This is a genomic window from Microvirga roseola (genome assembly GCF_020866965.1).
In the GTDB taxonomy this organism is placed as follows: domain Bacteria; phylum Pseudomonadota; class Alphaproteobacteria; order Rhizobiales; family Beijerinckiaceae; genus Microvirga; species Microvirga roseola.
This window is the reverse complement of the sequence record NZ_JAJATX010000033.1, coordinates 11,943-35,619: the sequence shown is the minus strand read 5'-3', so window position 1 is coordinate 35,619 and position 23,677 is coordinate 11,943. Positions and strand designations below refer to the sequence as shown.

The following is a 23,677-nucleotide window of genomic DNA, read 5'->3' as shown; positions in this document are numbered from 1 at the left end:
CCCGGCCTCACCGCCGGGCGGCGGTGGCGGCGTAGATCCTGCGGGCGATGAGGAGCGCCAGGGGAATGGCGAGGAGGAAGCCGGCCGCGGTGGCGGCGGGGATCATGGTCATGCTCCGGTCGGCCAGAGACGGGACGGTGAGGACCGGCACGACGAGCATTCCCGCCAGGGTGGTTCCCAGGATGATCCAGATGAGAGGTGCGAGTTTCAGCATGGCAGCGCCTCGGTTGAAGATGCCTCACGGTAGCGCTTGGCGCGGCAAGACGCGTTGAGCTGAGTCAAATCCCTGGACAGGGGGCATAGGCGCGGCCCGGCCGCAGGACTCTGTCCATTATCGTACCGAGCCGAAACCTTGTCCGGATCCCTCCGTGCTGGCGGCGATTACCCAGCATTGGGGGCGCTACAGGAGGAGAGATCATGCACAGACATTCCGTTGCCATGCTCGCGGCCGCTTTGCTGGCGGGCAGCTCGACGGTCGCGCTCGCCCGGACGGGATATGGCGGCTATCAGGCAGGGCAGGGTTATCCGGCGCAGCCTTATCAGGGTCAGGACGAGTACCGTCGCCAGTGGGTTCCCGGACCCGTGGAGCCGATGGCGCCGAACCAGACGAACGCTCCCAATCCGTACAGCAGGCTCTGGGCGCCCGGCCCCGTCGAGCCGATGGCGGCGAATGCCCGGGGCCGGATGAGCGCCGGCCAGAGCCGCTATAACGACCGCGTGATGCTGCGCCGGCAGCTGCGGCAGGTGGGCTTCCAGAACATCCGCATTCTCGATGCCGCATTCCTGGTGCAGGCCCGGACGCCGCAGGGCCGGCAGGTCGTCATGATCCTCAGCCCGTCCGGGGACCAAGCCATGGTCACCAGCTCCGTCGGCGGGATGAACCGCTCCTTCGGCGGGCAGGGTCAGGCATTCGGCATGAACCAGCCTTACGGCATGGGCCAGCAGAACCGGCAGTTCGGAGCCGGCCAGCAGGGCCAGGCCTCCGGGATGAGCCGCCAGGGTCAGCAGTCCAGCATGAGCCAGAGCGGCGGCGGGCAGGCAAGCGACGACATGCAGAATGTCGGCCCGACCGTGGACCTGCGGGAGCTCGCCGCGCGGATGGAGCAGCCGGGGCTGGTGCCGCGTGGACAGGTGCGCTCGTATCTGCGTCAGCGCGGCTTCACGAACATCTCGGACCTGAGCCGCAACGGCAACATCTACAACGGCACCGCCAACTGGTTCGGCGAGCAGGTGAACCTGCGGATCGACGGGCGCAACGGCTACGTGATCGAGCCGAGCCACATGACCCGCGGTCAGCTGCGCAACATGCTGAGCAACAACGGCTTCAGCAATATCCGCAGCGTCGAGCTGCGCGACACCAGCTACCGCGTTCAGGCCTCCCGGGACGGCACGCCCGTCAATCTCTGGATCGACGCCAGGACCGGCGAGATCAACCGGCAGACGGCAGCCAACCAGGGCGGCTGATCCGCAAAGAGCAGCACCTTCGGGCCCGGAGCCTGTTGGCTCCGAGCCTGAAGGGGTGAGGGGGCGCGAGAGGCGTCCGGCTCAGAAATGGGTGAGATGGAAAGAGCCGGGTGGCCCCTCGCGCACGGCTTTTTTAGGCGGTCCATCACCCTCATCGGATGCGACTGGCCTCCCGTCGGGAGCGCGTGCGTCTCGCCCTCCCGCAGGACCGTGCCTGCTCCCGTTCTTGCTACGCCTCGCGAGCGCGCCCCTCGTGGAGCAGATCTGATGCAGGTTATAGCAAAGCTTGTCCCACCAGTCAAGAACAAAATGAGAACATTCACTCTGCATACCCGTTCACCCGTCATGGCCGAGCCTGTCCCGGCCGTCCCGGTGCGGCGAGGGGAGCACCTTTCCTACCAAGGCCGATCCGATGGATGTGGCGGCAAGGAAAATTGTCTGACTTGCGCGCGACTGCGGGTTATAACCTCTCCATTCAGGGGGCTGCAGCAATGACCATCTACATCTCGGACGCACAGAACACGACACAGACGCTGAACGACAGTCTCGTGGTCGAGCGAAGCGGCATCGTTCGCGCCGGACCGACGGCCATCGATGGATCATCGGGCTCATTCGCGGTCAAGATTTTCGGGTCGGTTTACGGAATCGGGAACGCAATCACGGTGGGCGATGCCTCCTATGTGGGCGTGGGCTCGACCGGCCTCGTCTATGCCGAGGCCAATGCCATCAGCATCGGCGTACAGGCCATTGTCCAGAATGACGGCCTGATCGCGACCCCTCACGGCAGGACCGGCACCGGCATTCTGGCGGCCGGGTTCAATAGCAGGATCACGAATACCGGATCGATCGAGGCCTATTGCGGCATCCGCGTGGGAATGGGAACTTCGCAGGAAACCGTCGTCAACGCTGGCAGGATCTCGTCCATCGATGGTTACGGCATCGACGTGAATGGCGCCGGTTGGATCACCAATAGCGGCTCCATTCATTCCATTGAGGGAATTGGCATCCGGATCGGGAACACGCCCTCCGGCCGCAGCAGCGTAATCGACAACACTGGCACCCTCTACGCCAGGACGGCGATCGAGGGATCGGAGCGGTCCGATGTCGTCAACAACTCGGGAAGCATCACGGGCGTGATCGACCTCGGAGACGGCAACGACCGCTACGAGGGCGCAAGCGGCGTGTTCAGTGGATCAGCCCTATTGGGGAGCGGCAACGACACCATGCGCGGCGGCGCAATGTCGGAGACGGTGAGTGGCGGAGCGGGCGACGATCTGATCGACGGCGGAGCGGGCAACGCCGACTCGGTGTTGTTCCAGGGCAGCGGCAATATCCGCGTCGACCTGCGCCTCACCGGTCCGCAGCAGACCGGCGAGGGGTTCGACACTCTCATCAATATCGAGCACGTCTACACCGGAGCCGGGCAGGACCGGCTGATCGGGGACGGCCAGGACAACGGCTTCCATGGCGGCGACGGCAACGACATCCTTGATGGCGGCCTTGGCGACGATACGCTCTACGGCGGCGATGGCATCGATACCCTCGTCTTCAGCGGCCGCACGGGCGCGACGCTCAACCTCAATCTCGTGCAGGTGAAGCAGAACACAGGCCATGGCCTCGACATCATCAGCGACATCGAGAACGTCGGCGGCGGCTCCGGCGCGGACCGGCTCACCGGTGACGGGCATGCGAACCTCCTGAGCGGCAACGACGGCAAGGACCGGCTCTCGGGGGGCAGCGGCAACGATACGCTGAAGGGCGGAACCGCCAACGACATCCTCGCTGGCGGCGCGGGCGTGGACGTGTTCGCGTTCAATGCGAAGCTCGGCACGGCCAAGACCGACCGGAAGGTGAACCTCGACACGATCAGGGACTTCCGGGCCCAGGACGACAGCCTCTGGCTCGACAACAGGTACTTCTCCAAGCTCGGAGCCAAGGGCTCGGAGAAGGCGCCGGCCAAGCTCAAGAGCAGCTACTTCCGGGAAGGCAAGGCCAGGGACAAGAACGACTACCTGCTCTACGACCGCAAGACCGGCATCCTCTCCTATGATGCGGACGGCTCAGGGTCCAAGCAGGCGATCGAGTTCGCCAAGCTGTCGAACAAGACCAAGCTCACCGCCAGCGACTTCTTCGTCGTGTGAGCGGGTTTGGCCCGAAGGCATGGGACCTACCCCTCCCCTCCCTGGTGCTGCGCCTTTGAGCAACAAAATAGGGCGGTCGTCAGGACCGCCCTTTCTGTTTTAGATCCTGCTACCCAGCCCAAGAGGCCGTCCACGAACAAGCCCCAAGCACCTGGCAGGCGACAAGGCCTACAGCTACCGACCAGTCTTTGCATCTTTGCGGCGGCGCCATATCCGGCCTATCATTCCACCTCGGACCGGCGGCAACATGGGTAAGGGCTGCGCTCGATCCTTCGATCTTGATCTTTACCGCAGACGCAACGTCATTGAGCGCTGTGTCGGATGGCCGAATTGATGCCGATCCATCGCCACCCGGCACGAGAAGCTTGCCGTCAACTTCGCAACGATGGTGAAGCTCGCGTTCTTGCGTCAGAACCTGCGCACGATTAGGCCGTCAGACAGGATCTAGATACGACCGTGCCAGGGTCACTGTTGACACCCAGTTCTACCTCATTGCCCACAAACTCCGATCAATGTCTTACCGAGATTGAACCGTCGATCCATGGCCGGATGCGAGCTGCCGTGCCGGAAGAAGACAACAGCTCGCATTGAGGCCTAGATTGTTTCCTTAAGATCCTTGGCAGGCCGGAAGGCGATTTTCTTTGAGGCCTTGATCTTCACGGGCTCACCGGTCTGCGGGTTGCGGCCCATGCGGGCAGCTCGCTTGCGAACCTGAAGAATGCCAAGGCCGCTCAGGCGAATTTTCTCGCCCTTTTTCAGGCTCTTCGTGATCATCTCGACCACTTGGGTCAGCATCTCGTTCGCCTGACGTTTCGGAAGCTCATGCGCTTCTGCAAGGTTTTCGGCAATGTTGCGCAGCGTCAGGACAGGAGACGCCTTCGTGGCCGAAATCTTGGCGGTACTCCGGACCGTCTTCCTCGCGGGCGCTTTTGTGCTGGCTTTTGGAGCGGCTGCCTTTGTCGCCTTCTTCGCCGGCGTCTTCGCGCCAGCCTTTACTGCCGAGGCTGTGCGGGCCGAGGTTGTCTTAGTCTTAGTTGCTGCTCTCGCCACTGTGTACTCCTTGATCAAGTGATTATCTGACAGTCAGGAATATACATATTCTTGTCAGCAAAAGAAAAGCTGCCCGAGCCTCTGAAAAAATCCATTCTAGTGCTCAACTTTAGGAATTGCTTTCACCGGTGTGGCGGGTCGGGTGAGGCCACCCTCGTCGACTGGTCAGGCTTTGATATCCTCTCGAGCAAGCACTCGTCTTGGATCCGAGCACCCACGCATTCCACTGTCAGATGGGACTGTGGCAGCAAAATCAGCCATATTCCGTTCAACAGTTCGCGTATCCTCTGACTTATCTCGCTCCTGAGTGGGCGGTGAGGTGCTCAAGCGCGTAGTCGCAGCAGTATCGGGGGGTAGCGCACGGAGGCGGCGGTGGCAGTTCTATACGGTTCGTATTGGGATGATATCATCCTTGGCTCTGACGGCCCCGATTTAGCGTACGGCTTCGACGGCGATGACGATATCTATGGCTACGCCGGAGACGACGATATCTATGGCGGCTGGGGCTATGACATTCTCGCTGGGGGATCTGGCGACGATTACCTGAACGGTAGCAATGGTCCCGACGACCTCTATGGCGGGTCGGGTGAGGATACCCTCGTCGGAGGGTCCGGCTTCGATATCCTCTTCGGGGAGAGCGGAAATGATGACCTTTACGGCGGCTCCGGTTACGATGATCTCTATGGAGGTTCGGGGCGGGACTACCTGTCTGGAGGCTCCAGCGATGATCTCCTTGTAGGAGGATCCGGCAGGGATACTCTTAGTGGGGGGACCGGAGCAGATATCTTTGAGTTCAGATCCGGCACATCCGGGATCACTCGAACGACGGCTGACCAAATCACTGATTGGAACCCGGCCAATGACTGGATTGACATGAGCATCAGAGGGACATTGGGCAACTATCGCGAGGCTCGCACGAGCGTCACCTCGGTTGCCGCTGCTGCGGCTGAGGCTGAAAGCTTGTTCCCGAGCGTCGGCGTAGCGCACGTGTTCCTCTATAATTCGCGAGCCGACACCGGTTATCTGCTATCGGACCTAAATATAATGATAACCGGTTTGAGACTGGCGTGGTCCTGGACGATGCAGGTCGGGCCTCAGACATGAGTTACCTCTACATCATATAGGATTATCTGGTCTGACGCGGCCCGCACTGATACCTATAGTTCGAGAACTTGAAACTATGACCGCTGCCTATTCGGGGGCGGCAGGGGTTACGACGCCAACCGGAGCGCCGCACACAACGTTGCGGCGCGGCCCTTCTGCCACGATACGGCGCCGGCAGGACGTCAACGCAGCACTGGCTGGCCTGCTCAGAAGAGTGCGCAAGAAAATCAGGTAGTGCGGCCGCCGCTAGCGACCACCGGACGCTCCCTTGTTACTGCCTCACGGTACCTGCTGGCGCAGTAGACGGAGATTGGATCGAGAGCACGCTGGCCCTGAGACTCGCCATGGCGAGGACTAGCTGCGAGTGTATCTAGCGTCGAGGTGTCCTAAAGCCTCGTGGAGGGCGTACAAGCTCTCAAAGGCTCGGTAAGTCATGCGGTATAACTCAGGATCAGTCGCAATGAACGGGGTTCCTGCCAATTGATCATCAATCGCCTTCATCAGTGTGAGAGCAGTGCAAGCAGTTTCGGAGAGGCCTCGAGGAGGCACTTGTCGAAGACATTTTACGCGGTCCAAGCGAGTTGCCTCAATGACCTCGTCCGAGTCGGGCTGAAGCATTATCGTCCCTCCGTGTGGACGCAGTTGCTGATGTCGCGTTCGCCTCAGTTCTTATCCGCAAATCACTAACCATATGTTTGCGTGGTATTGGCAATAGTATACGCCTGGGTGACTGCGTGGGAGGATCTGTCACAGTTGCCGCGGCTCATAACGTGGTTCACCGGCTGCTTGCATTAGGGCGCTCTGCCATCCGAGAGTAGTGGGGTGAGGCCGAAGACTTTCCAGTCGGTGCGCAGAACCCCCGAATTGGCGGATCACGGCAAGTATCCGGCTGAATAGATATCGACCGGCACCATGCTTTTGATAAAGCTAAAGAGTCCTATGCGGCGGAGCATCACCTCTTCTTTATCGCTCCTACGCAGACTGAGACACACTGATCGTAACCAGGATCTAGCTATGATCTAAATTGTGGAAAGGCTTGCCGCCTCACTTATCGAAAATTACGCGTTGTTATCTGAATTACTGGCTCCAAGGGTTCTTTGGGATTTCTCGAAATTTTCGGATCTCCGATCTCTCGGCGGCTCTTTTGGTGCACATCCCGTGTCCCGGTCTTCGCCTCATCTCCACGCCCGGTCGGCGTAATCAGGGTCTCGCTTCGGCCTCCGACTGAGTGCAGGAGATCCGTCATATCGATAAGGTGCTCGGCGATAAGATGCGTGACCCCGCCTTCGCGCTGAAGCCTTCCCCGGCAGCCGATCATGCCGGTGGACAGGATCAGCCGCCGGTGCTTCTCGAACACGGTGGACCAGATCACGATGTTTGCCACATCAGTTTCGTCCTCGATGGTCATGAAAGTCACGCCCTTGGCCGAGCCTGGCTTCTGACGCACCAGCACGAGGCCTGCCACTGTGACCCTCTGGCCGTCCCTGATGTGCTGGAGGTCAGCACACGAGCGGATGCGCCGTTCCGCCAGTTCCTGACGCAGGAAGGCGAGGGGATGCCGGCGCAGGGTCAAACCCTTCGAGCGGTAGTCCTCCACGACCTCACGGCCCTCGGTCATCGGCGCCAAGGCGACTTCAGGCTCCGCCGCCTCGGGCCGGATCACCCGCTCCCGCTCGTCGGCAGCGGCAAATAGCGGCATGACCTCATCGGATAACCCTTTGATGGTCCAGAGCGCTTCGCGACGGTTTACCCTGATGGAGCCGTAGGTATCGGCCTCGGCCAGCCGTTCGAGAGCCGAGACCGGGATGCCGGCCCGGCGCCAGAGATCCTCAATGGACGCGTAGGAGCGCTCCGCCCGGACCAGCGGGATCAGGGCGGCATCGGCATTGGCGAGGCCGTGCACCATCCGAAGACCGAGACGGACGGCATAGCGCTTCGGATGTCTGGTCGGCTCCAAGGTGCAGTCCCAGCGGGAATGGTTGATGTCAACGGGACGCACCTCGATTCCGTGTCTCTGGGCATCCCGCACCAGCTGGGCGGGCGCATAAAAGCCCATCGGCTGCGAGTTCAAGATCGCACAACAGAACACGTCCGGATGGTGGCACTTCATCCAGGACGAGGCATAGGCGATCTTGGCGAAGGAAGCCGCATGGCTCTCTGGAAAGCCGTAGGAGCCGAAACCCTCGAGCTGCTTGAATGTGCGCTCGGCAAAGGCCGCGTCGTAGCCGCGCGCGACCATGCCCGTGATCAGCTTGTCGCGGAACTTCGACACGCCTGCGGTGAACTTGAAGGTCGCCATGGCACGCCGGAGCTGATCGGCTTCCGAGGGCGTGAACCCGGCGCATTCGATGGCGACCCGCATAGCCTGCTCCTGAAAGAGAGGCACGCCAAGCGTCTTCTCCAGCACGCGTCTGAGTTCCGGTCGGGGGTATTCGACCTCTTCACGCTTTTCTCGGCGGCGCAGATAGGGATGCACCATGTCGCCCTGGATGGGACCGGGCCGGACGATCGCCACCTGAATGGCGATGTCATAGAAAGTCTTCGGCTTCATGCGCGGCAGCATCGCCATCTGTGCACGGCTCTCGAGCTGGAAGGTGCCCACCGTGTCCGCCTTCTGGATCATGGTGTAGGTCGCCTTGTCCTCACCCGGGATGGTGGCGATGTCGTAGCTCTCGCCCTTGTGCTCGCGCAGGAGATCGAAGGCGCGGCGCATGCAGCCGAGCATGCCTAGTCCCAGCACGTCGACCTTCATGAACTTCAGGATGTCGATATCGTTCTTGTCCCACTCGATCACCTGCCGGTTCTCCATGGCGGCCGGCTCGATGGGAACGAGATCGTTGAGACGATCCTGTGTCAGGACAAAGCCGCCCGGATGCTGCGAGAGGTGGCGCGGTGCGCCGATGAGCTCGGAGGCGAGCTCTAGGGTCATGCGCAGGCGCGGATCGTCAAGGTTGAGGTTGAGCTCCTTCGCCTCCTTCTCTGTCACGCCGTCAGCACCCCAGCCCCAGACGAGACTGGCGAGACCCGCCGTCACATCTTCAGGCACGCCGAGTGCCTTGCCGACCTCACGCACGGCGCCTCTCGCCCGGTAGGTGGAGACCACCGCCGTGAGCGCCGCCCGGTGCCGGCCATAGGTGTCGTAGATCCATTGGATCACTTCTTCCCGCCGCTCATGCTCGAAGTCGACGTCGATGTCTGGCGGTTCTCGCCGCTCCTGGGAGACGAAGCGCTCGAACAGCAGGTCGTGCTCTGTCGGGTTAATGGAGGTGATCCCGATCACGAAGCAGACGGCGGAGTTCGCGGCCGAGCCGCGCCCCTGACACAGGATGCCGCGTGAACGGGCGAAGGAAACGATAGCATGGACGGTGAGGAAGTAGGGGGCATAGCCCAGTTCCTCGATCAGGCGCAGCTCATGGCGGCAGGTGGCCGCGACCACGTCCGGGATACCGTCCGGGTAGCTGCGCCGGGCTCCCTCCCAGGTCAGTCGCTCCAGCTTCTCCTGCGCCGTCTCGCCAGGGTCTGTTTCGGACGGATATTGGTAGCGCAGCTCGTCGAGCGAGAAGGTGCAGCGAGCGAGGATCTCCTGACCCCGCCGGAACGCTTCCGGGTGGCGCTCGAACAGGCGCTCCATCTCGACCGGATCCTTGAGGTGGCGGTCGGCATGACGCTCGAGGCGATAGCCCGCCTCGTCGATGGTGCAGCCCTGCCGGATGCAGGAGACTACGTCCTGCAAGCGCCGGCGCGAGGGGTGGTGGTAGAGAATGTCGCCCATGGCGACCGTCGGCACCCTAGCTGCCTGAGCCGCCTGTTCGACATGATAGAGGCGCAGGTGCTCGTTGGGGGCGAAGCGCCGGATCAGGGCCATGTAGGCGCGATTGCCAAAGACGGCTTTGAGACGTGTCAGGTTTGCCTTCAGGACAACGTCGGCTTCATCGCCGAGCAGGATCGCGAGCATTCCCTCGTTCCAGGCCACCACGTCGTCCCATGTGAGGTGGCACTGGCCCTTGCCGCCGCGGCTCTTGCCGATGCTGAGCAGCCGGCACAAGCGGGAATAGGCGGCGCGGTCCGTCGGATAGACGAGGAGCGACGTCCCGTCGGTGAGATCGAGCCGGCAGCCCACGACGAGGCACACGCCCGTCTCTTTTGAGGCCTCATAGGCCCGCACGATGCCGGCCAGCGAGTTGCGGTCGGTGATGCCGAGCGCTGTAAGGCCGAGGAGTTTGGCCTGCTCAAACAGTTCCTGCGGGCTCGAAGCACCACGCAGGAATGAGAAGTGGGTCGTGACTTGAAGCTCGACATACACCGATCCGGTAGCACCTCTCGTCATGCGAAGAACCCGTGCATCCACCAGCGCCCGCCCTGATCGGCCGGGGCATCGCGGAAGATCCAGAAGCGACCGCCTTGCTCAGTCTCGAGGCGGTAGTAGTCACGAGGCGTCGAGCCACTGTCGCCATTCCACCATTCCGGGGTGATCCGCTCCGGCCCATCGGCCCTGGCGACCATGTGGCGAATCTTGCGCCAGACGAAAAAGCGGGGCGGGTGATCCGGGAGCAGGGCGGTGGCTACCACAGGCTCGGGTGGATCGAGCAGGCGCGTGGGACGCGGCAGATTCTCGGGCCAGACTGAGCCTGTCGGTGGGGCAAGGGCAGGGATTCTACGCGCCATGCGCTCCGGCACGAGGCTCGGAACGGGAGCGAGGCGGTAGACCTGGCCCGCACCGACGCGCGCTCCGAGACGGTCGACGAGCCGGCCCATATCGGCCTCGACCTCGCTCTCGCCCGCAAGGACGCGTGCTTCCGTCTGCGTCTCGGTGAGAGGCTCGACCCTGCTGGCGATCAGCACAATCTCCTCAATGCCGAAGCCCGGGTCGATGGTCTGGAGCCGCTCGTCGAAGAGCCTGGCGAGGTGAGCCGCATCCCGGTTGGCTCTGGCTGTCCCGATCCGCAGGCTGGCGCCTCGCTGGTCAACGCGCTGGACCACGAGATCCAGCCGGCGCACGCCTTCGCTGCGCCGCTCCAGTTGCCGGCACAGATCCTGTGCGAGATGCAGCACGACCCTTTTAAGATCCTCGAGCCGGCCGATGGGCTCGGCAAAGACCCGGGTAGCCATCGGGGTCTCCTGCGGGATCAGCGGCGAGATCGGCTCGAAGACATGGCCCATAGCCTGATCGAGCCGCAGCGCTACGTCCCGCCCGAAACGCCGGACCAGAGGCGCACGCGGCATGGCCGCCAGCTGCCCGACACGCTCGATGCCAAGGCGGTGCAGGGCGCCGAGCTTGTCGGCGGCAAGCCTCAAAGAGGCGAGGGGGAGTGTTGCAACCGCATCCACCATGCGTCCGGTCGGCACGATCCCACCCGGTCCGAAGCGTGCCACGGCCCAGGCGGCTCCTGGCGCATCGGCGACAGCGGCTTTGGCGGCAATGCCCTGGCGCGTCAGGCGGTCGGTCAGGTCCTGGAGCAGGGCCTCCTCGCTGCCAAAAAGATGCGCCACGCCGGCAATATCGATCCACAGCCCGTCCGGTGGATCGGGAGCGACCACGGGCGAGTAGCCGATGGCCCAGCGCGCCAGCTCCCGCAAGGAGGCCTCGTCCTCCTCCGGTGTGGCATTAGTCACGTGCAGGTTCGGCACGAGCGCCTGCGCCTGGGCAAGCGCCATGCCGGTATGCAGCCCCAGGGCTTGAGCGGCCATGCAGGCTGCGCGCACGAGGCGGCGTGATCCGACTGCGTGCACGGTCACAAGCGACTCATCGCGCGGTGGCTCGCCGGTTCGCCGCCTGATCCGGTCGGTCGGCCAGGTCGGCAGGTAGAGCGAGACGACCCTTCGCATCGCAGGCCTCCACAATCCAGGTACGGGGTTCGGCGCTGCGGCAGCGCAAAAGCTCGATCTGCCAGCGCTCCCGTCCGAGACCGGGCGCCGGCATGGGCTCAGAAGGAGCAGGGGCGATACGCCAGCGAGTGACAGCAGCAGTCGGGAGGTGCACCAAGTCCTTCTCGGCCACCGTCCACCAGCGCCGGATGACGAGAGCGGGTACGCCCGAACTTTCAGCCGCCAGTTGCAGGCGGCGGGAGGCGGTGAGCCCCATGCGCGTGACCTCGCCAATAACGACAGCAAGGCCTTTCTCCTTCAGGCCTTCTTCAATGAGGGGAAGGATGTCCCGATCCCGTGCAGCCTCGGCATAGATCACCCGGTCGGGGTGCAGTCCGGCGCGCAGGAGACCGGGAGCAAACAGATCCCGGCGCGTGAGGCACCAGAGCACGGGCCCTTTAAGACGGGCGGCGATGCCGGCGGTGAAGAGCGTGGCGCAGCCGGCAAACTCGGCGGCGAGTCCCGCCTCTACCATCTCGTGTAGAGCGCCGCGGGCGAGGCCATTTCCTGGCAGATGGCTGTCGATAGCGGCAACGCCGAAGGGCAGGGGGCAGACCTTGGAGGAGCCACCTTCGAGCCGGGCAATCCGGAGCCGTAAATCGGCAAGCCTATCCTGTTGCCCGGGATCCATGATCCGTGCCTGCTCGCGTGTTCTATTGACGATGTTCCTATTATGTTCTCATGCTTGAGTGAGTCAACTGCACGCAGCGGTAGCTGTGAATTCCGGGGAGAAGGATATTGCTCAAGCCCGTAATCAGAGAGGCGCTCGCGGCTTTCTGCCCGTTAGAAGTCCGGACCAGCGAAGACCTCTGGCTGGACGTGGTGAAGCGCACGACACACTGGCCGGCCGGCGCTCAGGCAGCGATTGCCTGGGACACCTCTAACTTAGCCTCAACCTCTCCACGCACTACCCTGGCTCGGGCTGACCATTGGCAGCCGCAATCCCGCGGGCGAGGGGAGTGCCCTCTTCCTCCTGCCGGTCGCGGCCGGCTTCTAGAAAAGTAAGCTCCGGCCGCAGGGCAGGGAGGCGCCCTATAGAGGGTGGTGGGCTTCTGTCAGGTCTCCGAGGAAGCTGTCGAGATCGGGAACGCGGATCTAGTTTCACTGCTCTTGGCGTGTGAGTTTATGACCCGGGTCACGGACCAATACCGCAGCAATTCCAAGCTGCTCGAATTCGTCGAGCTGTTTCTGTCCCGTCCGCCGGTGAAGGTCACACTGGGCGTGAAACTCATAACGTGACGTCGAAGGCTGTCGCTCATGGTGGCACGTCAACCGCCACTATGAGCGCGAGATCGGCTCCGATCTCGCTAGCTCCACATACCAGCTGGTAACAGCAGAGCTATAGAGCAACCTGTCAGCGCTGATATCCTCAACTCCCAATCAGCACTCGGGTGATGGAGCTAACGGGATCATGTGCCGGGCTGACGAGTTGCCGGATAGTGTCGACATCCCATCCGAGAGTGCGGATTGAGGTGCTTGTCATCCTTCGGCGTACTCCAATCTGCAAGCAGAGGACATGAACCAGTCCAAACCTTCCCGTGCAGCTCAGAGTGTTCTTCAACCAGGGCGCAACTGCTGGCGCATCGAAACAGCCCACCGCGCTTCCTGCCTTATAGACGGCGAAGAGTATTTCCCAGCGGTCAAGCAAGTCCTGCTGCGAGCGCAGCATTCAGTACTGCTCCTCGCCTGGGACTTTGCCGAACGCGCACGGCTGGAGCCGGGCAACCCGCATGCGAGCGAGCCTGACCGGATCGGCGATCTGCTCCAGACACTTGTCGCCAGCCGCAAGGATCTGCAGGTTCGGGTGTTGGTCTGGGATAAGGCGATGTGGCTGGCCCTTCGTCGCCAGCGCATCCCTGGTATGCAGGCCCAGCACCTCAATGACGAACGCTTGCGTTATATTCTGGATGACCGGCATCCCACCTTGGCGTGCCACCACCAGAAGGTGCTGGTTATCGACGACACCATTGCTTTCTGCGGTGGCTTTGATCTTGCCGCAAACCGCTGGGACACCCGCGCCCATCTGAGACACGACCGCAGACGCCATAAGCCGTCCGGGCAGCCCTACCAACCGCATCATGACGTGATGATGGCTGTCAACGGCCCAGCAGCAAGGGCCCTCGGCGACCTGGCCCGGGCACGGCTCTACCGGGCGACGGGCGAGCGGCTCGAGCCAGCCGCACCGGGACAGGATCCCTGGCCTGAATGCCTTAAGCCAGACTTTTGGGATGTTCCGGTTGGGATCGCGCGGACCATACCAGCCTGGCAGGATCAGGTTGGCATCCGGGAGGTCGAGCAGCTCTACATCGATGCCATCGCCTCCGCGCGGCAGACGATCTACATGGAAAACCAGTACCTTGCCTCACATCGCGTCGGTGATGCTCTGGCAGAGCGCCTGACCGAGCTGGATGGTCCGGAGATCGTGATCATCAATCCCCAGCATGCGCCGAGCACAATCGAGCAGATGGCGATGGATCATGCCCGGACCGTGATCGTGCAGCGCCTGCGGGATGCTGACCGGTTTGGCCGCTTACGCTGCTATGCCGCCCTGACTGAGGACGCCGAGATCGTCGTCCACTCCAAGGTCATGGTCGTGGATGACCGTTTTCTGCGGATCGGATCATCGAATTTGAACAACAGATCCATGGGCACTGATACCGAGTGCGATCTGGCCATTGATGCAACACCCGGCATGGAAAGAGAGGCGGACATCCGCAAGGCAATCCGGCATGTCCGCAACCGGCTCGTTGCTGAGCATGTTGGTGCTTCGATCCGGGATCTCTCGAAGGCCACGAATGAGTATGCGTCTGTCATCGGCGCCATTGAGCGTCTGAATGGCCGCAGCTCTCGGAGGCTTGTGAAGTTCCCAGAGGCGCAGCCTAGTCACACATCCACATATGCCCACGACCGCCTCACTGACCCGGCTTCGCCGCCCGTCGGCGAGCTCAGAAGACGATTTCGCCTTGGCAGAAAGGGGGGCGGCGCCAGACTGGCCGTGGGCGGGCTGATGTCTCTTTCCGTCTGCGTCCTCCTGTGGTGGATGGATGCGCGATCTCGTCGGAGCAAGAGCTCGTAAGCAATCTGAGATCTGGGTGACTCGCAAGTCAACCGAGATCTGTCTTGCCGAAGCGTACTTTGCTGCCAGCTTCGCCCTGCTCACGTCCGTGGATGGCCGGGTTGTGCTGCTCAAGTGTACTGGGAGGCGAAGTTCCCCGCACGATAACTCGTGGAACAAAGGGGATTTCTCAACAGCGGATTGCCGTGCACTGACACAGTTGCCGCAATGCGAAGCGAAGTCCTTCCGCATCAGGGCTGATGCGTTGGATCAAGAGCAGTGTCCGAACATAAACCAACAGCAGACTCTCCGAAACAGTGGCTCTACGCGCCCGATTGACCCGCAGCGGTCCATTCGGTGACGCTGCATTCCATAGGGCCCGTTCCGCGAAATTGCTAAAGCGCGCGTTCCATGATGATGGTCCGCTCATCTCCATGATAACTGTCACGAACGGCCTTGAAGCCCAACTTGGCATAGAAGCCTTCGGCCGTGACGGATGACGGAACCACCAGCGTGGTGTTCCCCTTCTCTCGGGCCAGACGGTCGAGCACCCGCATCAGCGCTGCCCCGATCCCTTTTCGCTGACAGTCAGGTGCCACGAACAGTTCGCACAACCTTGCCGTCCAGGCTGGCTGTCCCGATAATCCTGGATCCCTCTACGGCCACAAAGACATCACGCCGCGCTATGAGGGTGGCGATGCCAGCAGGGGAAAAGCTCTCGGCGCAGCAACCCTCATCGAACCGGACGTTCTGAAAACGCAGGGAATCTCGGTTCCTGACCCAGTGCAGACTTGCAGGGCGAATATCCGGTAGCTCTAGGCATTGCAATGCCAGAGGCAGAAAGCCAGGTCAGCTCCGATAATCAGCAAAGGTGATCGGTCGCATTCCATCTCTGCATTGGTTCTCAGTCGATTCCGCTGGTAGGAAATGGCCGAGTCCAATTCTCCTTCGGAGCCTGCTGTGCCCCGCTTTCCGTACGAGACTGTAGACGTCTTCACCGACCGCGCCTTCGGCGGCAATCCGCTGGCTGTCTTCACCGATGCGCGTGGGCTTTCCGACACCCAGATGCAGGCGCTGGCGGCGGAAATGAACTACAGCGAGACAACGTTCGTCCTGCCAGCCGACGATCCGGCCAATGACGCCCGTGTGCGCATCTTCCATCGCACGGCCGAGATGCCCTTTGCCGGCCATCCCAATGTCGGCACGGCTTATGTGCTAGCAAGCCATGGCCGCGACCGCGATGGCGTGCTGCGGTTCGAGCAGAAGGCTGGCCTCGTCGAGGTCGCTGTCGAGCGCGATCCAGCCGGGGCGGTGACAGGGGCAGTTATTGCGGCGCCGCAGGCCTTGTCGCTCGGTATGGAGTTGCCTATCGACGAGATCGCCACCTGCGTCGGGCTTTCACGTGATGATATCGCTACAGCAGCCCACAAGCCGGTGCACGCCTCGGTCGGCGTCAAGTTCGTGCTGACGCAGGTCAGGCCGGAAGCTCTTGCCAGAGCGGCGCCTGATCTCGCCGCTTTTCGCAAGCTCGTGCGGCTGCGTGGCGAGCTGGCCGGACGCTTGTCTCTGTTCCTCTACGCGCGTGACGGCGATACGATCCGAGCCCGGATGTTCGCCCCGCTTGCGGGCACCTGGGAAGACCCGGCCACAGGCAGCGCGAGCGCCACGCTTGGTGCGCTGCTGCTCTCGCTCGATGGTGGCGACAAGGCCGCCTTCAGCATTACACAGGGCGTCGAAATGGGCCGGCCGAGCTTGCTCAAGGTGACGTCGTGGCGCACTGAGGAAGGCTGCCACTCGCGCGTCGGCGGCAGTTGTATCCCGATGTTCCGAGGCGAAGCGCTGCTTTAGAGAACCCAGTGCACCAAGAGCGTCCCTCTGTAGCATAAAACTGGAACCCGGGAAGAGCCGCTTCTGGCATGAGGGGGACCTTCTCCTGACTTCCGTGTTCGGCCACTAAGCGGATGTTCATTCTTTCAACGAGCAGATTGCCGCTGACTGGCAAGGTATTCCCTCATGAACTCTAGGAAACGGGCATCATTAGCGTATGCGACATTGATACGCATCATCGGGCAAAGCATTGTCTTCTCAGGCGTGAAAAGTGATCCAGGTGCAACGAATATGCTTTGCTCGGCGGCTCTCTTTGCCAGATCGCGCTCATCCACTCCCGGCGGCAACTGTCCCCACAGGTAATATCCGCCGCTGGGCGCTATCGGAAATTCGATCCCGATTTCCTTAAGGCGTGCAACCGCTGCCTCCGTGGCGGTCGCAACACGGGCCTTTAATCGGCGCAGATGACGCAGATACTGCCCTCCAGTGATCGCGCTGTAGACAACCCTCTCTACGAATTCCGACGTGCTGGTGATCGTCACCATCTTCAGATCGCAAAGCGTTTTCGCGAGCGATGGTTCTGCCGCGATATAGCCGACCCGCAGGCTTGCCGACAAAGTCTTCGAGAAGGTCCCAACGTAGATGACCCGCCCGAGCTGGTCCAAGGCCGCAAGGCGCGCGCTGGACGAAGGAAGGATGTCCGCGAACGGGTCATCCTCCACGACGTAAAAGCCGTGGCTTTCGGCGACTTGCAGTAGGCGATGAGCGACTGGGAGCGAAAGCGAACTGCCGGTCGGATTATGCGCGAGAGATTGGGTAAAAAACACCTTCGGCTTGACGATTGCGGCTTTCGCAGCGAGGTCGTCACGGTCCGGACCGTCGCCGAGGCGGCGGACCCCAACGATGTTGACCCCCAGAAGCTTTAGCTTAGCAAAAAGCGGGTAGTATCCAGGATCATCGACCAGCACTGTATCACCTGGTTGCAGAAGACGACGCGCAATGAGGTCGAGGGCGTGATTGGCGCCGTGTGTCAGGATAATCTGCTCCAAGGAGACCTGGATTGAGCGCTCAGCGAGAGCGAGCGCCACCCGTTCCCGAAGCGGGGCAAATCCGTGAGGGGTCCCGTAGCCATGGTCACTCTCGCCAGTTGGGGATAGATGGCGAGCGGAACTCCCCAGCTCGATCCGCTCCGTCCACGATGCTGGCGGGCGGCCGTCCCCGACTCGGACAGCATAATGCTGCACGAGTTGCTCTTCGAGGAGTGATACGAAGTCGACAGCCTCTATCACATGCGGCGGCCGTTCCGTTGCCAATGGCCTTTTCGTCTGAGCAACATAGTAGCCGGAGCCCTGTTTCGCGGAAAGGTAACCAAGCGCGACAAGGCGGTCATAGGCTTCCGCCATTGTGTTTTTGGAGACGCCGTACTCGATCCCACCCGCCCGAACAGACAGAACCCGGTGACCCGGCTTGAGGATGTCGCTGTCGATGAGGTGAATGATCCTCTCGACGATGCTGCTGACGCGGGTCATTACCGATTGATCCGTGGCTCTATTCCCATCTGTACCGACCATATAACTGGGACAGTGTCGCCGACAAACAGGCAAACTGTCCCTTGAGCTGTCCCGAACTGTCATAGACGATAGCGCGTCAGGAAGGGTACCGATAAGGCCCTAATTCAAACATAAGGGAAAACGCCATGACCTCTAATGATCGTCGTAAGATCGTTAAGACGCTGGGACTTGGGATAGCAGGAATCGCTATGGGTCTCGGTCTAGCGACGTCAGCCGTCGCCCAGGAAAATGTGACCTGGCGCATGCAGTCGCTTTGGGATCCGGGCACCACTCCCCAGAAATTTGAGGAGCAGTTCGTAAAGCGCGTAGGCGAGTTGACGAACGGACGCTTCAAAATCGACCTGTTCGCCGCCGGGCAGATCGTTCCTGCCGCTCAGATGTTCGATGCGGTACGCGGCGGTGCCTTCCAGCTCATGAAGACCTTCGACGGGTATGAGGCTGGTAAAATTCCGGCATTTGCCTTCACAAGCACCGTCCCCTTCGGCTTTCCTGAGCCGGAGCAGTTCGAGGCTTGGTTCTATGAGGGCGGAGGGCTCCAGCTGGCTAAGGAGGCCTACTCACCTGCCGGTCTCATCTACATTGCCCCCACAGTTTATGGCCAGGAGCCGATTCATTCAAAAGTGCCGATCAGCAAGATTGCCGATTTGGCCGGCAAGAAGGGTCGTTTCGTGGGCTTGGCGTCGGCCGTGATGGGTGCCTTCGGCGTCAGCGTGACTCCGCTCCCGACCTCTGAAGTCTATTCAGCCCTGGACAAGGGTGTGATCGACATTGCCGACCGTGGCGATCTGACAGCGAACTACGAGGCCGGTCTGGCCGAGGTGGCAAAGCACGTGGTGCTGCCGGGCGTGCATCAGCCGACGACGGCGACGAGCTATGTGGCTAACCGCACCGCTTACGAGCGCCTGCCTGCTGAATTCAAGAGCGCGCTGGAAACGGCCGCAAAGGAGACTTCGAAGGCTCTGCGCGAGCACATCCGGGAGCAGGACAAGACTGTTCTCGACAAGTACCGCGAGAAGGGGGTCACGATCCATACCCTCGATCCAGCCGACATCCGTGAAAACCGGGCCAAGGCCGTAGAAGCTTGGAAAGCTGCCACCAAGGATAACGCTCTCGCGAAGAAGGTCCTGGACAGCCAGATGGACTACATGAAGAAGCAGGGTGTCTTGTAAAAGGTTCATAAAAACAGGCGCCGGGCTTCCGGCGCCTGACACCTTTCCGTGTTTTCCTGCAGGAGTGGCTCGTGCCATCGCCCGTCGCTGTCTTTGCGGCTGCGGTGACGGCCGTCAACAGGGCGGCCTTCAACCTCGCCGTGGTTCTCGTCTTCGTCATCGTGCCAATCATGCTGATCGAGGTCACGATGCGCTATCTGTTCAACAGCCCGACCGTGTGGGGAATGGAGCTCGCCACATTGCTGTTCGGCCCGTATTTCCTGCTCGGCGGCCCTTACGTTCTCCATCTGAGGGGGCATGTCGCTATGGACCTCCTTTACCAGCGCCTCAGCCTCCGCGCGAGGCGCACGGTGGATCTCGTGAACCTGCCCATCATCATGGCGTTCTGCCTGATCCTGCTCTGGTACACAGTGCCCGTCACCCTCGATTCCTTCATGTATGGCGAGACATCATTCTCCGCCTGGAACCCGCCGATCTGGTGGACGAAAGCCGCCGTTCCAATCGCGCTTTTCCTTCTTCTCGCCCAGGCTCTCGCCGAATTTTTGATGACCCTCACAGGTGGAGTCGAGGCTGCGCCGATGGATGCCGGCCTATGAGCTCCACCGCCATTCTCGTTCTCATGTTCGGCGGGCTGATCCTGTTCATGCTCTCTGGTCTGCCGATCGCCTTCGTTCTGGGTGGGTTGTCCCTTCTGGTGACGGTCGCCCTCTGGAACGCCGATGCCGTCGTGATCATCGTCCTCCAGGTGTTCGACACGATGCGCTCGGAGGCGCTCCTTGGCATTCCTCTCTACATCCTCATGGCGGGCATTCTCTCCCGCTCCGGCGTAATCGAGCAGCTCTACCGAGCCATGGAGCTATGGTTCGGCCGCCTGCGGGGCGGGCTTGCCATCGGCACTGTGGTGATCTCGGTCGTCATGGCGGCCATGACGGGTGTGGTTGGTGCCGCAGTCACCGCTATGGGGATGCTGGCCCTGCCGGAGATGCTTCGCCGGCGTTACGATCCGGGGCTCGCGACCGGAACCATCTGCGCCTCCGGGACGCTCGGCATTCTCATTCCTCCGTCCGTTCTGACCATCGTTTATGCCGTGACCGCACAGGTCTCGATCGGCAAAATGCTGATTGCAGGCATCGTGCCGGGCCTCATTCTGGCGAGCCTTTATATCAGCTACATTGTGATGGTCTCCTGGCTCAGGCCAAAAGCCGCTCCACTACCGGATGACTTTGAGCCTGCGCCTCTCTTGGTTCGGCTCGCGGCGCTCAAAGCGCTGGTCCTGCCGACCTTGCTGATCGTTCTCATTCTCGGCTCAATCTTCTTCGGTGTCGCAACGCCGACGGAGGCCGCTGCCGTCGGCGTGCTCGGGGCTTGCATTGCCGCAGCAACGCAGCGCCGTTTGACGCTCAGCGCTCTCTGGGGCGCAGGCGTCGATACCCTCAAAGCAACGTCGATGATCCTCTGGATCACCATCGGCGCGAAAGCCTATGTGGCGATCTTCACTGGTCTTGGCGGGGCGGACGCGCTCTTGAACTTCATCAAGACTCTTGAGATCGCTCCCTACTTTATTCTTATCGTGATGATGCTGATCTTGATCTTCTTGGGCACTGTACTCGATGAGATTGGGATCATCCTTCTCACTGTTCCGGTGTTCATCCCAATCGTGAAACTACTGGGTTTCGACGAAATCTGGTTCGGCGTCCTTTACGCGATCACGATCCAGATGGGCTACATCTCGCCACCGTTCGGCTACACCCTGTTCTACATGAAGGGCACGCTGCCCCCGCATCTGAACATGGGTGTTGTCTATCGCGGAATCCTGCCCTTCTGGATGCTTCAGACCATAGGCCTTGCGCTCGCGATGGCGTTCCCCGGCCTCATGACCATCCTTCCTCGCATTATGGACCAATAACAAGAGCTGGAGTCCTCTCATGGCTGATATGCCGAACCCTTCGAAGCGCTCCTCGCGCATCTCCGGATTTCACAAGAACACGACCCCTGAGCGCCTGAAAATCGTGGCGGAATTCTGCGGTCTCGACGAGCAGGCAATTGAGTTGCTGTCGAATACCGGAAATCTCGATCCCCACATTGCAGACCATATGATCGAGAACCTTGTAGGCACCATGACGATCCCGATCGGTGTGGCCACCAATATGCAGATTGATGGTAAGGACATCCTGATCCCGATGGCGACTGAGGAATCCTCAGTCGTCGCGGCCGTTTGCAATGCGGCGAGGCAATGCTATGACGCCGGAGGCTTCACGACCTCTATGTCCGGAGCGCTGATGATCGCTCAGGTGCAGCTGGTGAGCGTGAGCGATCCAGAAAACGCGCGGATCAAAATCCTCGAGCGCAAGGAAGAGATCAAGGCGATTTGCGATGCCTGCGATCCTGTGCTCGTGAAGTTCGGCGGCGGCTTCCGCGATCTTGAGGTTCGCGTCATCGAGAGCCGCGGCGGTCCCATGGTCATCACCCATCTTATTGTCGACACCCGCGACGCCATGGGCGCCAATGCGGTCAACACAATGGCCGAGAAGCTCGCGCCCAGTATCGAGTCCTGGACCGGTGGCAAAGTTTTCCTGCGCATCCTCTCGAATCTGGCCGACCGGCGCGTTGCACGCGCACGGGCCGTCTGGCCCGCAGAGGCTATCGGCGGTGAGACCGTTCGTGACGGCATTATCAGCGCCTATCATTTCGCGGACGCTGATCCCTACCGCGCGGCCACCCACAATAAGGGCATCATGAACGGAGTCTCGGCCGTCGTTCTCGCAACCGGCAACGATACGCGCGCCGTCGAAGCCGGTGCTCATGCCTATGCCGCTCGATTCGGCCGCTATTCCAGCCTTACTCGATGGGAAAAGACGTCAGAAGGCCATCTCGCAGGTGTCCTCGAGATGCCAATGGCCGTCGGGTTGATCGGCGGTGCAACGAAGGTGCACCCAGTTGCACGCGCGTGCCTTTCTATTCTCGGCGTCAAGACGGCGGAGGAGCTGGCGCGCATCATTGGAGCAGTAGGCCTCGCCCAGAATTTTTCGGCTCTGCGCGCGCTTGCTACAACCGGAATTCAGAAGGGGCACATGGCTCTCCATGCACAGAACGTCGCCATCATGGCGGGTGCACTGGGCCCGGAAGTCGACGCCGTCGCCCGCGCTCTCGTTGCCGCTGGCATTGTCCGGGTCGACGCCGCAGAGGCGGAGTTGGTAAAGCTACGGAAGGGCTAGAAAGATGAGGGATCAAGTTCGCCTTGTGGAGGTCGGGCCTCGTGACGGGCTCCAGAACGAGTCCTCACACCTGCCCACCAACGTGAAGATCGAGCTGATCCGCCGGCTGTTCGGCGCTGGCATCCGTCACATAGAGGCGGGGGCCTTCGTGTCGCCGAAGTGGGTTCCGCAAATGGCGGACAGCGCAGCCGTGATCGATGCACTCAACGCGCCCGAGAGGGCAGAAGTTCTGGCGCTGGTTCCAAACGAGGCTGGGCTGAAATCGGCATTGGCCAGTCAGGTTGAAACTATCGCGGTGTTCACCGCCGCATCGGAGACGTTCTCCAAACGCAACACGAATTGCAGCATTGAGGACGGTCTCGCGCGTCTTCGTCCTGTTGTCCAACAGGCGAGGGATGCAGGACGGCAGGTGAGGGGCTATGTGAGTTGCATCGTCGGCTGTCCCTATGAGGGGCGAGTTCCTATCGCTTCCGTTGTTCGGGTCGCCGAGGAGCTCTTCGCTATGGGGTGCGATGAAATTGCGCTTGGTGACACAAACGGTGTTGCTCGTCCTGCCGAGATCCGAGCTCTCCTTAAAGCTGTCACAGCGGGTATCCCGGCTAGTCAGATCGCGATCCACGTTCATGACACCTACGGAATGGGGCTCGCCAATGTACTGACTTCGCTCGAACTCGGGCTGCGCTCAGTTGATGCCTCCGTGGCGGGCCTCGGGGGATGTCCCTATGCGCCAGGCGCAAGCGGCAATGTGGCGACAGAGGACGTCGTATATCTTCTGGAAGGTCAAGGCCTCACGACGGGCATTGACCTCGACGCGTTGATCCAGGTGGGAACGTGGATCTGTAATACGCTCGGGCGAGTCCCGTCATCGCGCGTCAGTGCTGCCAGATCGACAAGATCATAATCTCAAGAACTTGCCACCTGAACAAGGGTGCTCTCCTATTGGCCCGAAGGAATGGATCAACCGGATTTGCTTCGAGCAAAGATCATGCGAGCGGCACTGAACGAGAAGATAGAAACGTCAGCAGAAGCTAGAAGGCTCCAAAGAACTTCAGGTTTGGCACGAGGCGAAATAAGTCGGAGGTCGCTTTGAGACAGGAGCAGCCGACATTCGTAAAGAGCAGGGGGGTTCGGGGCTTGACCCTTAGGAGACGTTCAGTTGTCTCTCTTCTGACTTGTGTGAGTTCCGGTGCTGGGCATGACACATGTCGTCCCGCCG

Annotated in this window: 18 protein-coding genes; 11 read left to right on the top strand and 7 right to left on the bottom strand. The window is 61.4% G+C overall.

What is annotated here, in order from left to right; all coding sequences use genetic code 11:
• Nucleotides 1-7 precede the first annotated feature (7 nt).
• Nucleotides 8-214, bottom strand: coding sequence for a hypothetical protein (locus LG661_RS16810; RefSeq protein WP_230533032.1), 207 nt, complete (start codon nt 212-214; stop codon nt 8-10).
• Nucleotides 215-417: 203 nt separating this feature from the next.
• Between LG661_RS16810 and LG661_RS16805 the strand changes: the two genes are divergently transcribed.
• Both LG661_RS16805 and LG661_RS16800 read left to right on the top strand, forming a co-directional pair.
• Nucleotides 418-1,464 (top strand): hypothetical protein, encoded by a 1,047-nt coding sequence (locus LG661_RS16805; RefSeq protein WP_230533031.1) that lies wholly within the window; start codon nt 418-420, stop codon nt 1,462-1,464.
• A gap of 491 nt (nt 1,465-1,955) precedes the next feature.
• Nucleotides 1,956-3,605 (top strand): calcium-binding protein, encoded by a 1,650-nt coding sequence (locus LG661_RS16800; RefSeq protein WP_230533030.1) that lies wholly within the window; start codon nt 1,956-1,958, stop codon nt 3,603-3,605.
• A 594-nt stretch (nt 3,606-4,199) separates the two neighbouring features.
• Here LG661_RS16800 and LG661_RS16795 read toward each other — a convergent pair.
• Nucleotides 4,200-4,496 carry an HU family DNA-binding protein gene (locus LG661_RS16795; RefSeq protein WP_230533040.1) on the bottom strand — a complete coding sequence of 99 codons (297 nt, stop codon included), beginning with the start codon at nt 4,494-4,496 and terminating at the stop codon, nt 4,200-4,202.
• Between LG661_RS16795 and LG661_RS16790 the strand changes: the two genes are divergently transcribed.
• Together LG661_RS16790 and LG661_RS16785 are read left to right on the top strand one after the other, a co-directional pair.
• On the top strand, nt 4,486-4,677 hold the full coding sequence (locus tag LG661_RS16790) for a hypothetical protein (protein WP_230533042.1): 192 nt from the start codon (nt 4,486-4,488) through the stop codon (nt 4,675-4,677). The two genes, LG661_RS16795 and LG661_RS16790, sit on opposite strands and share 11 nt — an antisense overlap.
• A gap of 350 nt (nt 4,678-5,027) precedes the next feature.
• A complete protein-coding gene (locus LG661_RS16785) occupies nt 5,028-5,759 on the top strand; it encodes a calcium-binding protein (protein WP_230533029.1) in 732 nt (243 codons plus the stop codon).
• 1,048 nt (nt 5,760-6,807) lie between these two features.
• Here the strand turns inward: LG661_RS16785 and LG661_RS16780 are convergent.
• From LG661_RS16780 to LG661_RS16770, 3 genes are read right to left on the bottom strand one after another with little or no spacing between them, the layout of a single operon-like run.
• A complete protein-coding gene (locus LG661_RS16780) occupies nt 6,808-10,086 on the bottom strand; it encodes an error-prone DNA polymerase (RefSeq protein ID WP_230533028.1) in 3,279 nt (1,092 codons plus the stop codon).
• Nucleotides 10,083-11,585 carry a DNA polymerase Y family protein gene (locus LG661_RS16775; RefSeq protein ID WP_230533027.1) on the bottom strand — a complete coding sequence of 501 codons (1,503 nt, stop codon included), beginning with the start codon at nt 11,583-11,585 and terminating at the stop codon, nt 10,083-10,085. The genes LG661_RS16780 and LG661_RS16775 overlap by 4 nt, the downstream gene beginning before the upstream one ends.
• Nucleotides 11,503-12,255, bottom strand: coding sequence for an ImuA family protein (locus LG661_RS16770; RefSeq protein WP_230533026.1), 753 nt, complete (start codon nt 12,253-12,255; stop codon nt 11,503-11,505). The genes LG661_RS16775 and LG661_RS16770 overlap by 83 nt, the downstream gene beginning before the upstream one ends.
• Nucleotides 12,256-13,140: 885 nt before the next feature.
• Here LG661_RS16770 and LG661_RS16765 point away from each other — a divergent pair.
• The gene (locus tag LG661_RS16765) at nt 13,141-14,700 is read left to right on the top strand and encodes a phospholipase D-like domain-containing protein (RefSeq protein WP_230533025.1); all 1,560 of its coding nucleotides are present in this window, start codon (nt 13,141-13,143) and stop codon (nt 14,698-14,700) included.
• Between the two features lie 374 nt (nt 14,701-15,074).
• Here LG661_RS16765 and LG661_RS16760 read toward each other — a convergent pair whose 3' ends face one another.
• Nucleotides 15,075-15,278: a GNAT family N-acetyltransferase gene (locus LG661_RS16760; protein ID WP_230533039.1), complete on the bottom strand. Its 204-nt coding sequence runs from the start codon at nt 15,276-15,278 to the stop codon at nt 15,075-15,077.
• 361 nt (nt 15,279-15,639) lie between these two features.
• On the opposite strand from LG661_RS16760, the gene LG661_RS16755 reads away from it, so the two are divergent.
• Nucleotides 15,640-16,527, top strand: coding sequence for a PhzF family phenazine biosynthesis protein (locus LG661_RS16755; RefSeq protein ID WP_230533024.1), 888 nt, complete (start codon nt 15,640-15,642; stop codon nt 16,525-16,527).
• A gap of 125 nt (nt 16,528-16,652) precedes the next feature.
• Here the strand turns inward: LG661_RS16755 and LG661_RS16750 are convergent, their stop codons facing one another.
• Nucleotides 16,653-18,035: an aminotransferase-like domain-containing protein gene (locus LG661_RS16750; RefSeq protein WP_230533023.1), complete on the bottom strand. Its 1,383-nt coding sequence runs from the start codon at nt 18,033-18,035 to the stop codon at nt 16,653-16,655.
• Between the two features lie 167 nt (nt 18,036-18,202).
• Here LG661_RS16750 and dctP point away from each other — a divergent pair, with 167 nt between their 5' ends.
• From dctP to LG661_RS16725, 5 genes are all read left to right on the top strand, one after another.
• Nucleotides 18,203-19,246: a TRAP transporter substrate-binding protein DctP gene (dctP, locus tag LG661_RS16745; protein WP_230533022.1), complete on the top strand. Its 1,044-nt coding sequence runs from the start codon at nt 18,203-18,205 to the stop codon at nt 19,244-19,246.
• 71 nt (nt 19,247-19,317) lie between these two features.
• Nucleotides 19,318-19,842 carry a TRAP transporter small permease subunit gene (locus tag LG661_RS16740; RefSeq protein ID WP_230533021.1) on the top strand — a complete coding sequence of 175 codons (525 nt, stop codon included), beginning with the start codon at nt 19,318-19,320 and terminating at the stop codon, nt 19,840-19,842.
• Entirely contained in the window at nt 19,839-21,152 is a 1,314-nt protein-coding gene (locus LG661_RS16735) for a TRAP transporter large permease (protein WP_230533020.1), read from the top strand. The genes LG661_RS16740 and LG661_RS16735 overlap by 4 nt, the downstream gene beginning before the upstream one ends.
• A 19-nt stretch (nt 21,153-21,171) precedes the next feature.
• Nucleotides 21,172-22,461, top strand: coding sequence for a hydroxymethylglutaryl-CoA reductase, degradative (locus tag LG661_RS16730; RefSeq protein ID WP_230533019.1), 1,290 nt, complete (start codon nt 21,172-21,174; stop codon nt 22,459-22,461).
• 4 nt (nt 22,462-22,465) lie between these two features.
• The gene (locus tag LG661_RS16725; RefSeq protein ID WP_230533018.1) at nt 22,466-23,362 is read left to right on the top strand and encodes a hydroxymethylglutaryl-CoA lyase; all 897 of its coding nucleotides are present in this window, start codon (nt 22,466-22,468) and stop codon (nt 23,360-23,362) included.
• Nucleotides 23,363-23,677 lie beyond the last annotated feature (315 nt).

Excerpts from the sequence above, each read along its gene's own strand:
- dctP (WP_230533022.1), top strand. The coding sequence starts at position 18,203 with ATGACCTCTAATGATCGTCGTAAGATCGTTAAGACGCTGGGACTTGGG.
- LG661_RS16750 (WP_230533023.1), bottom strand. The coding sequence starts at position 18,035 with ATGACCCGCGTCAGCAGCATCGTCGAGAGGATCATTCACCTCATCGAC.
- LG661_RS16735 (WP_230533020.1), top strand. The coding sequence starts at position 19,839 with ATGAGCTCCACCGCCATTCTCGTTCTCATGTTCGGCGGGCTGATCCTG.
- LG661_RS16805 (WP_230533031.1), top strand. The coding sequence starts at position 418 with ATGCACAGACATTCCGTTGCCATGCTCGCGGCCGCTTTGCTGGCGGGC.
- LG661_RS16730 (WP_230533019.1), top strand. The coding sequence starts at position 21,172 with ATGGCTGATATGCCGAACCCTTCGAAGCGCTCCTCGCGCATCTCCGGA.
- LG661_RS16770 (WP_230533026.1), bottom strand. The coding sequence starts at position 12,255 with ATGGATCCCGGGCAACAGGATAGGCTTGCCGATTTACGGCTCCGGATT.
- LG661_RS16765 (WP_230533025.1), top strand. The coding sequence starts at position 13,141 with ATGAACCAGTCCAAACCTTCCCGTGCAGCTCAGAGTGTTCTTCAACCA.
- LG661_RS16725 (WP_230533018.1), top strand. The coding sequence starts at position 22,466 with ATGAGGGATCAAGTTCGCCTTGTGGAGGTCGGGCCTCGTGACGGGCTC.
- LG661_RS16800 (WP_230533030.1), top strand. The coding sequence starts at position 1,956 with ATGACCATCTACATCTCGGACGCACAGAACACGACACAGACGCTGAAC.
- LG661_RS16780 (WP_230533028.1), bottom strand. The coding sequence starts at position 10,086 with ATGACGAGAGGTGCTACCGGATCGGTGTATGTCGAGCTTCAAGTCACG.
- LG661_RS16775 (WP_230533027.1), bottom strand. The coding sequence starts at position 11,585 with ATGCGAAGGGTCGTCTCGCTCTACCTGCCGACCTGGCCGACCGACCGG.
- LG661_RS16810 (WP_230533032.1), bottom strand. The coding sequence starts at position 214 with ATGCTGAAACTCGCACCTCTCATCTGGATCATCCTGGGAACCACCCTG.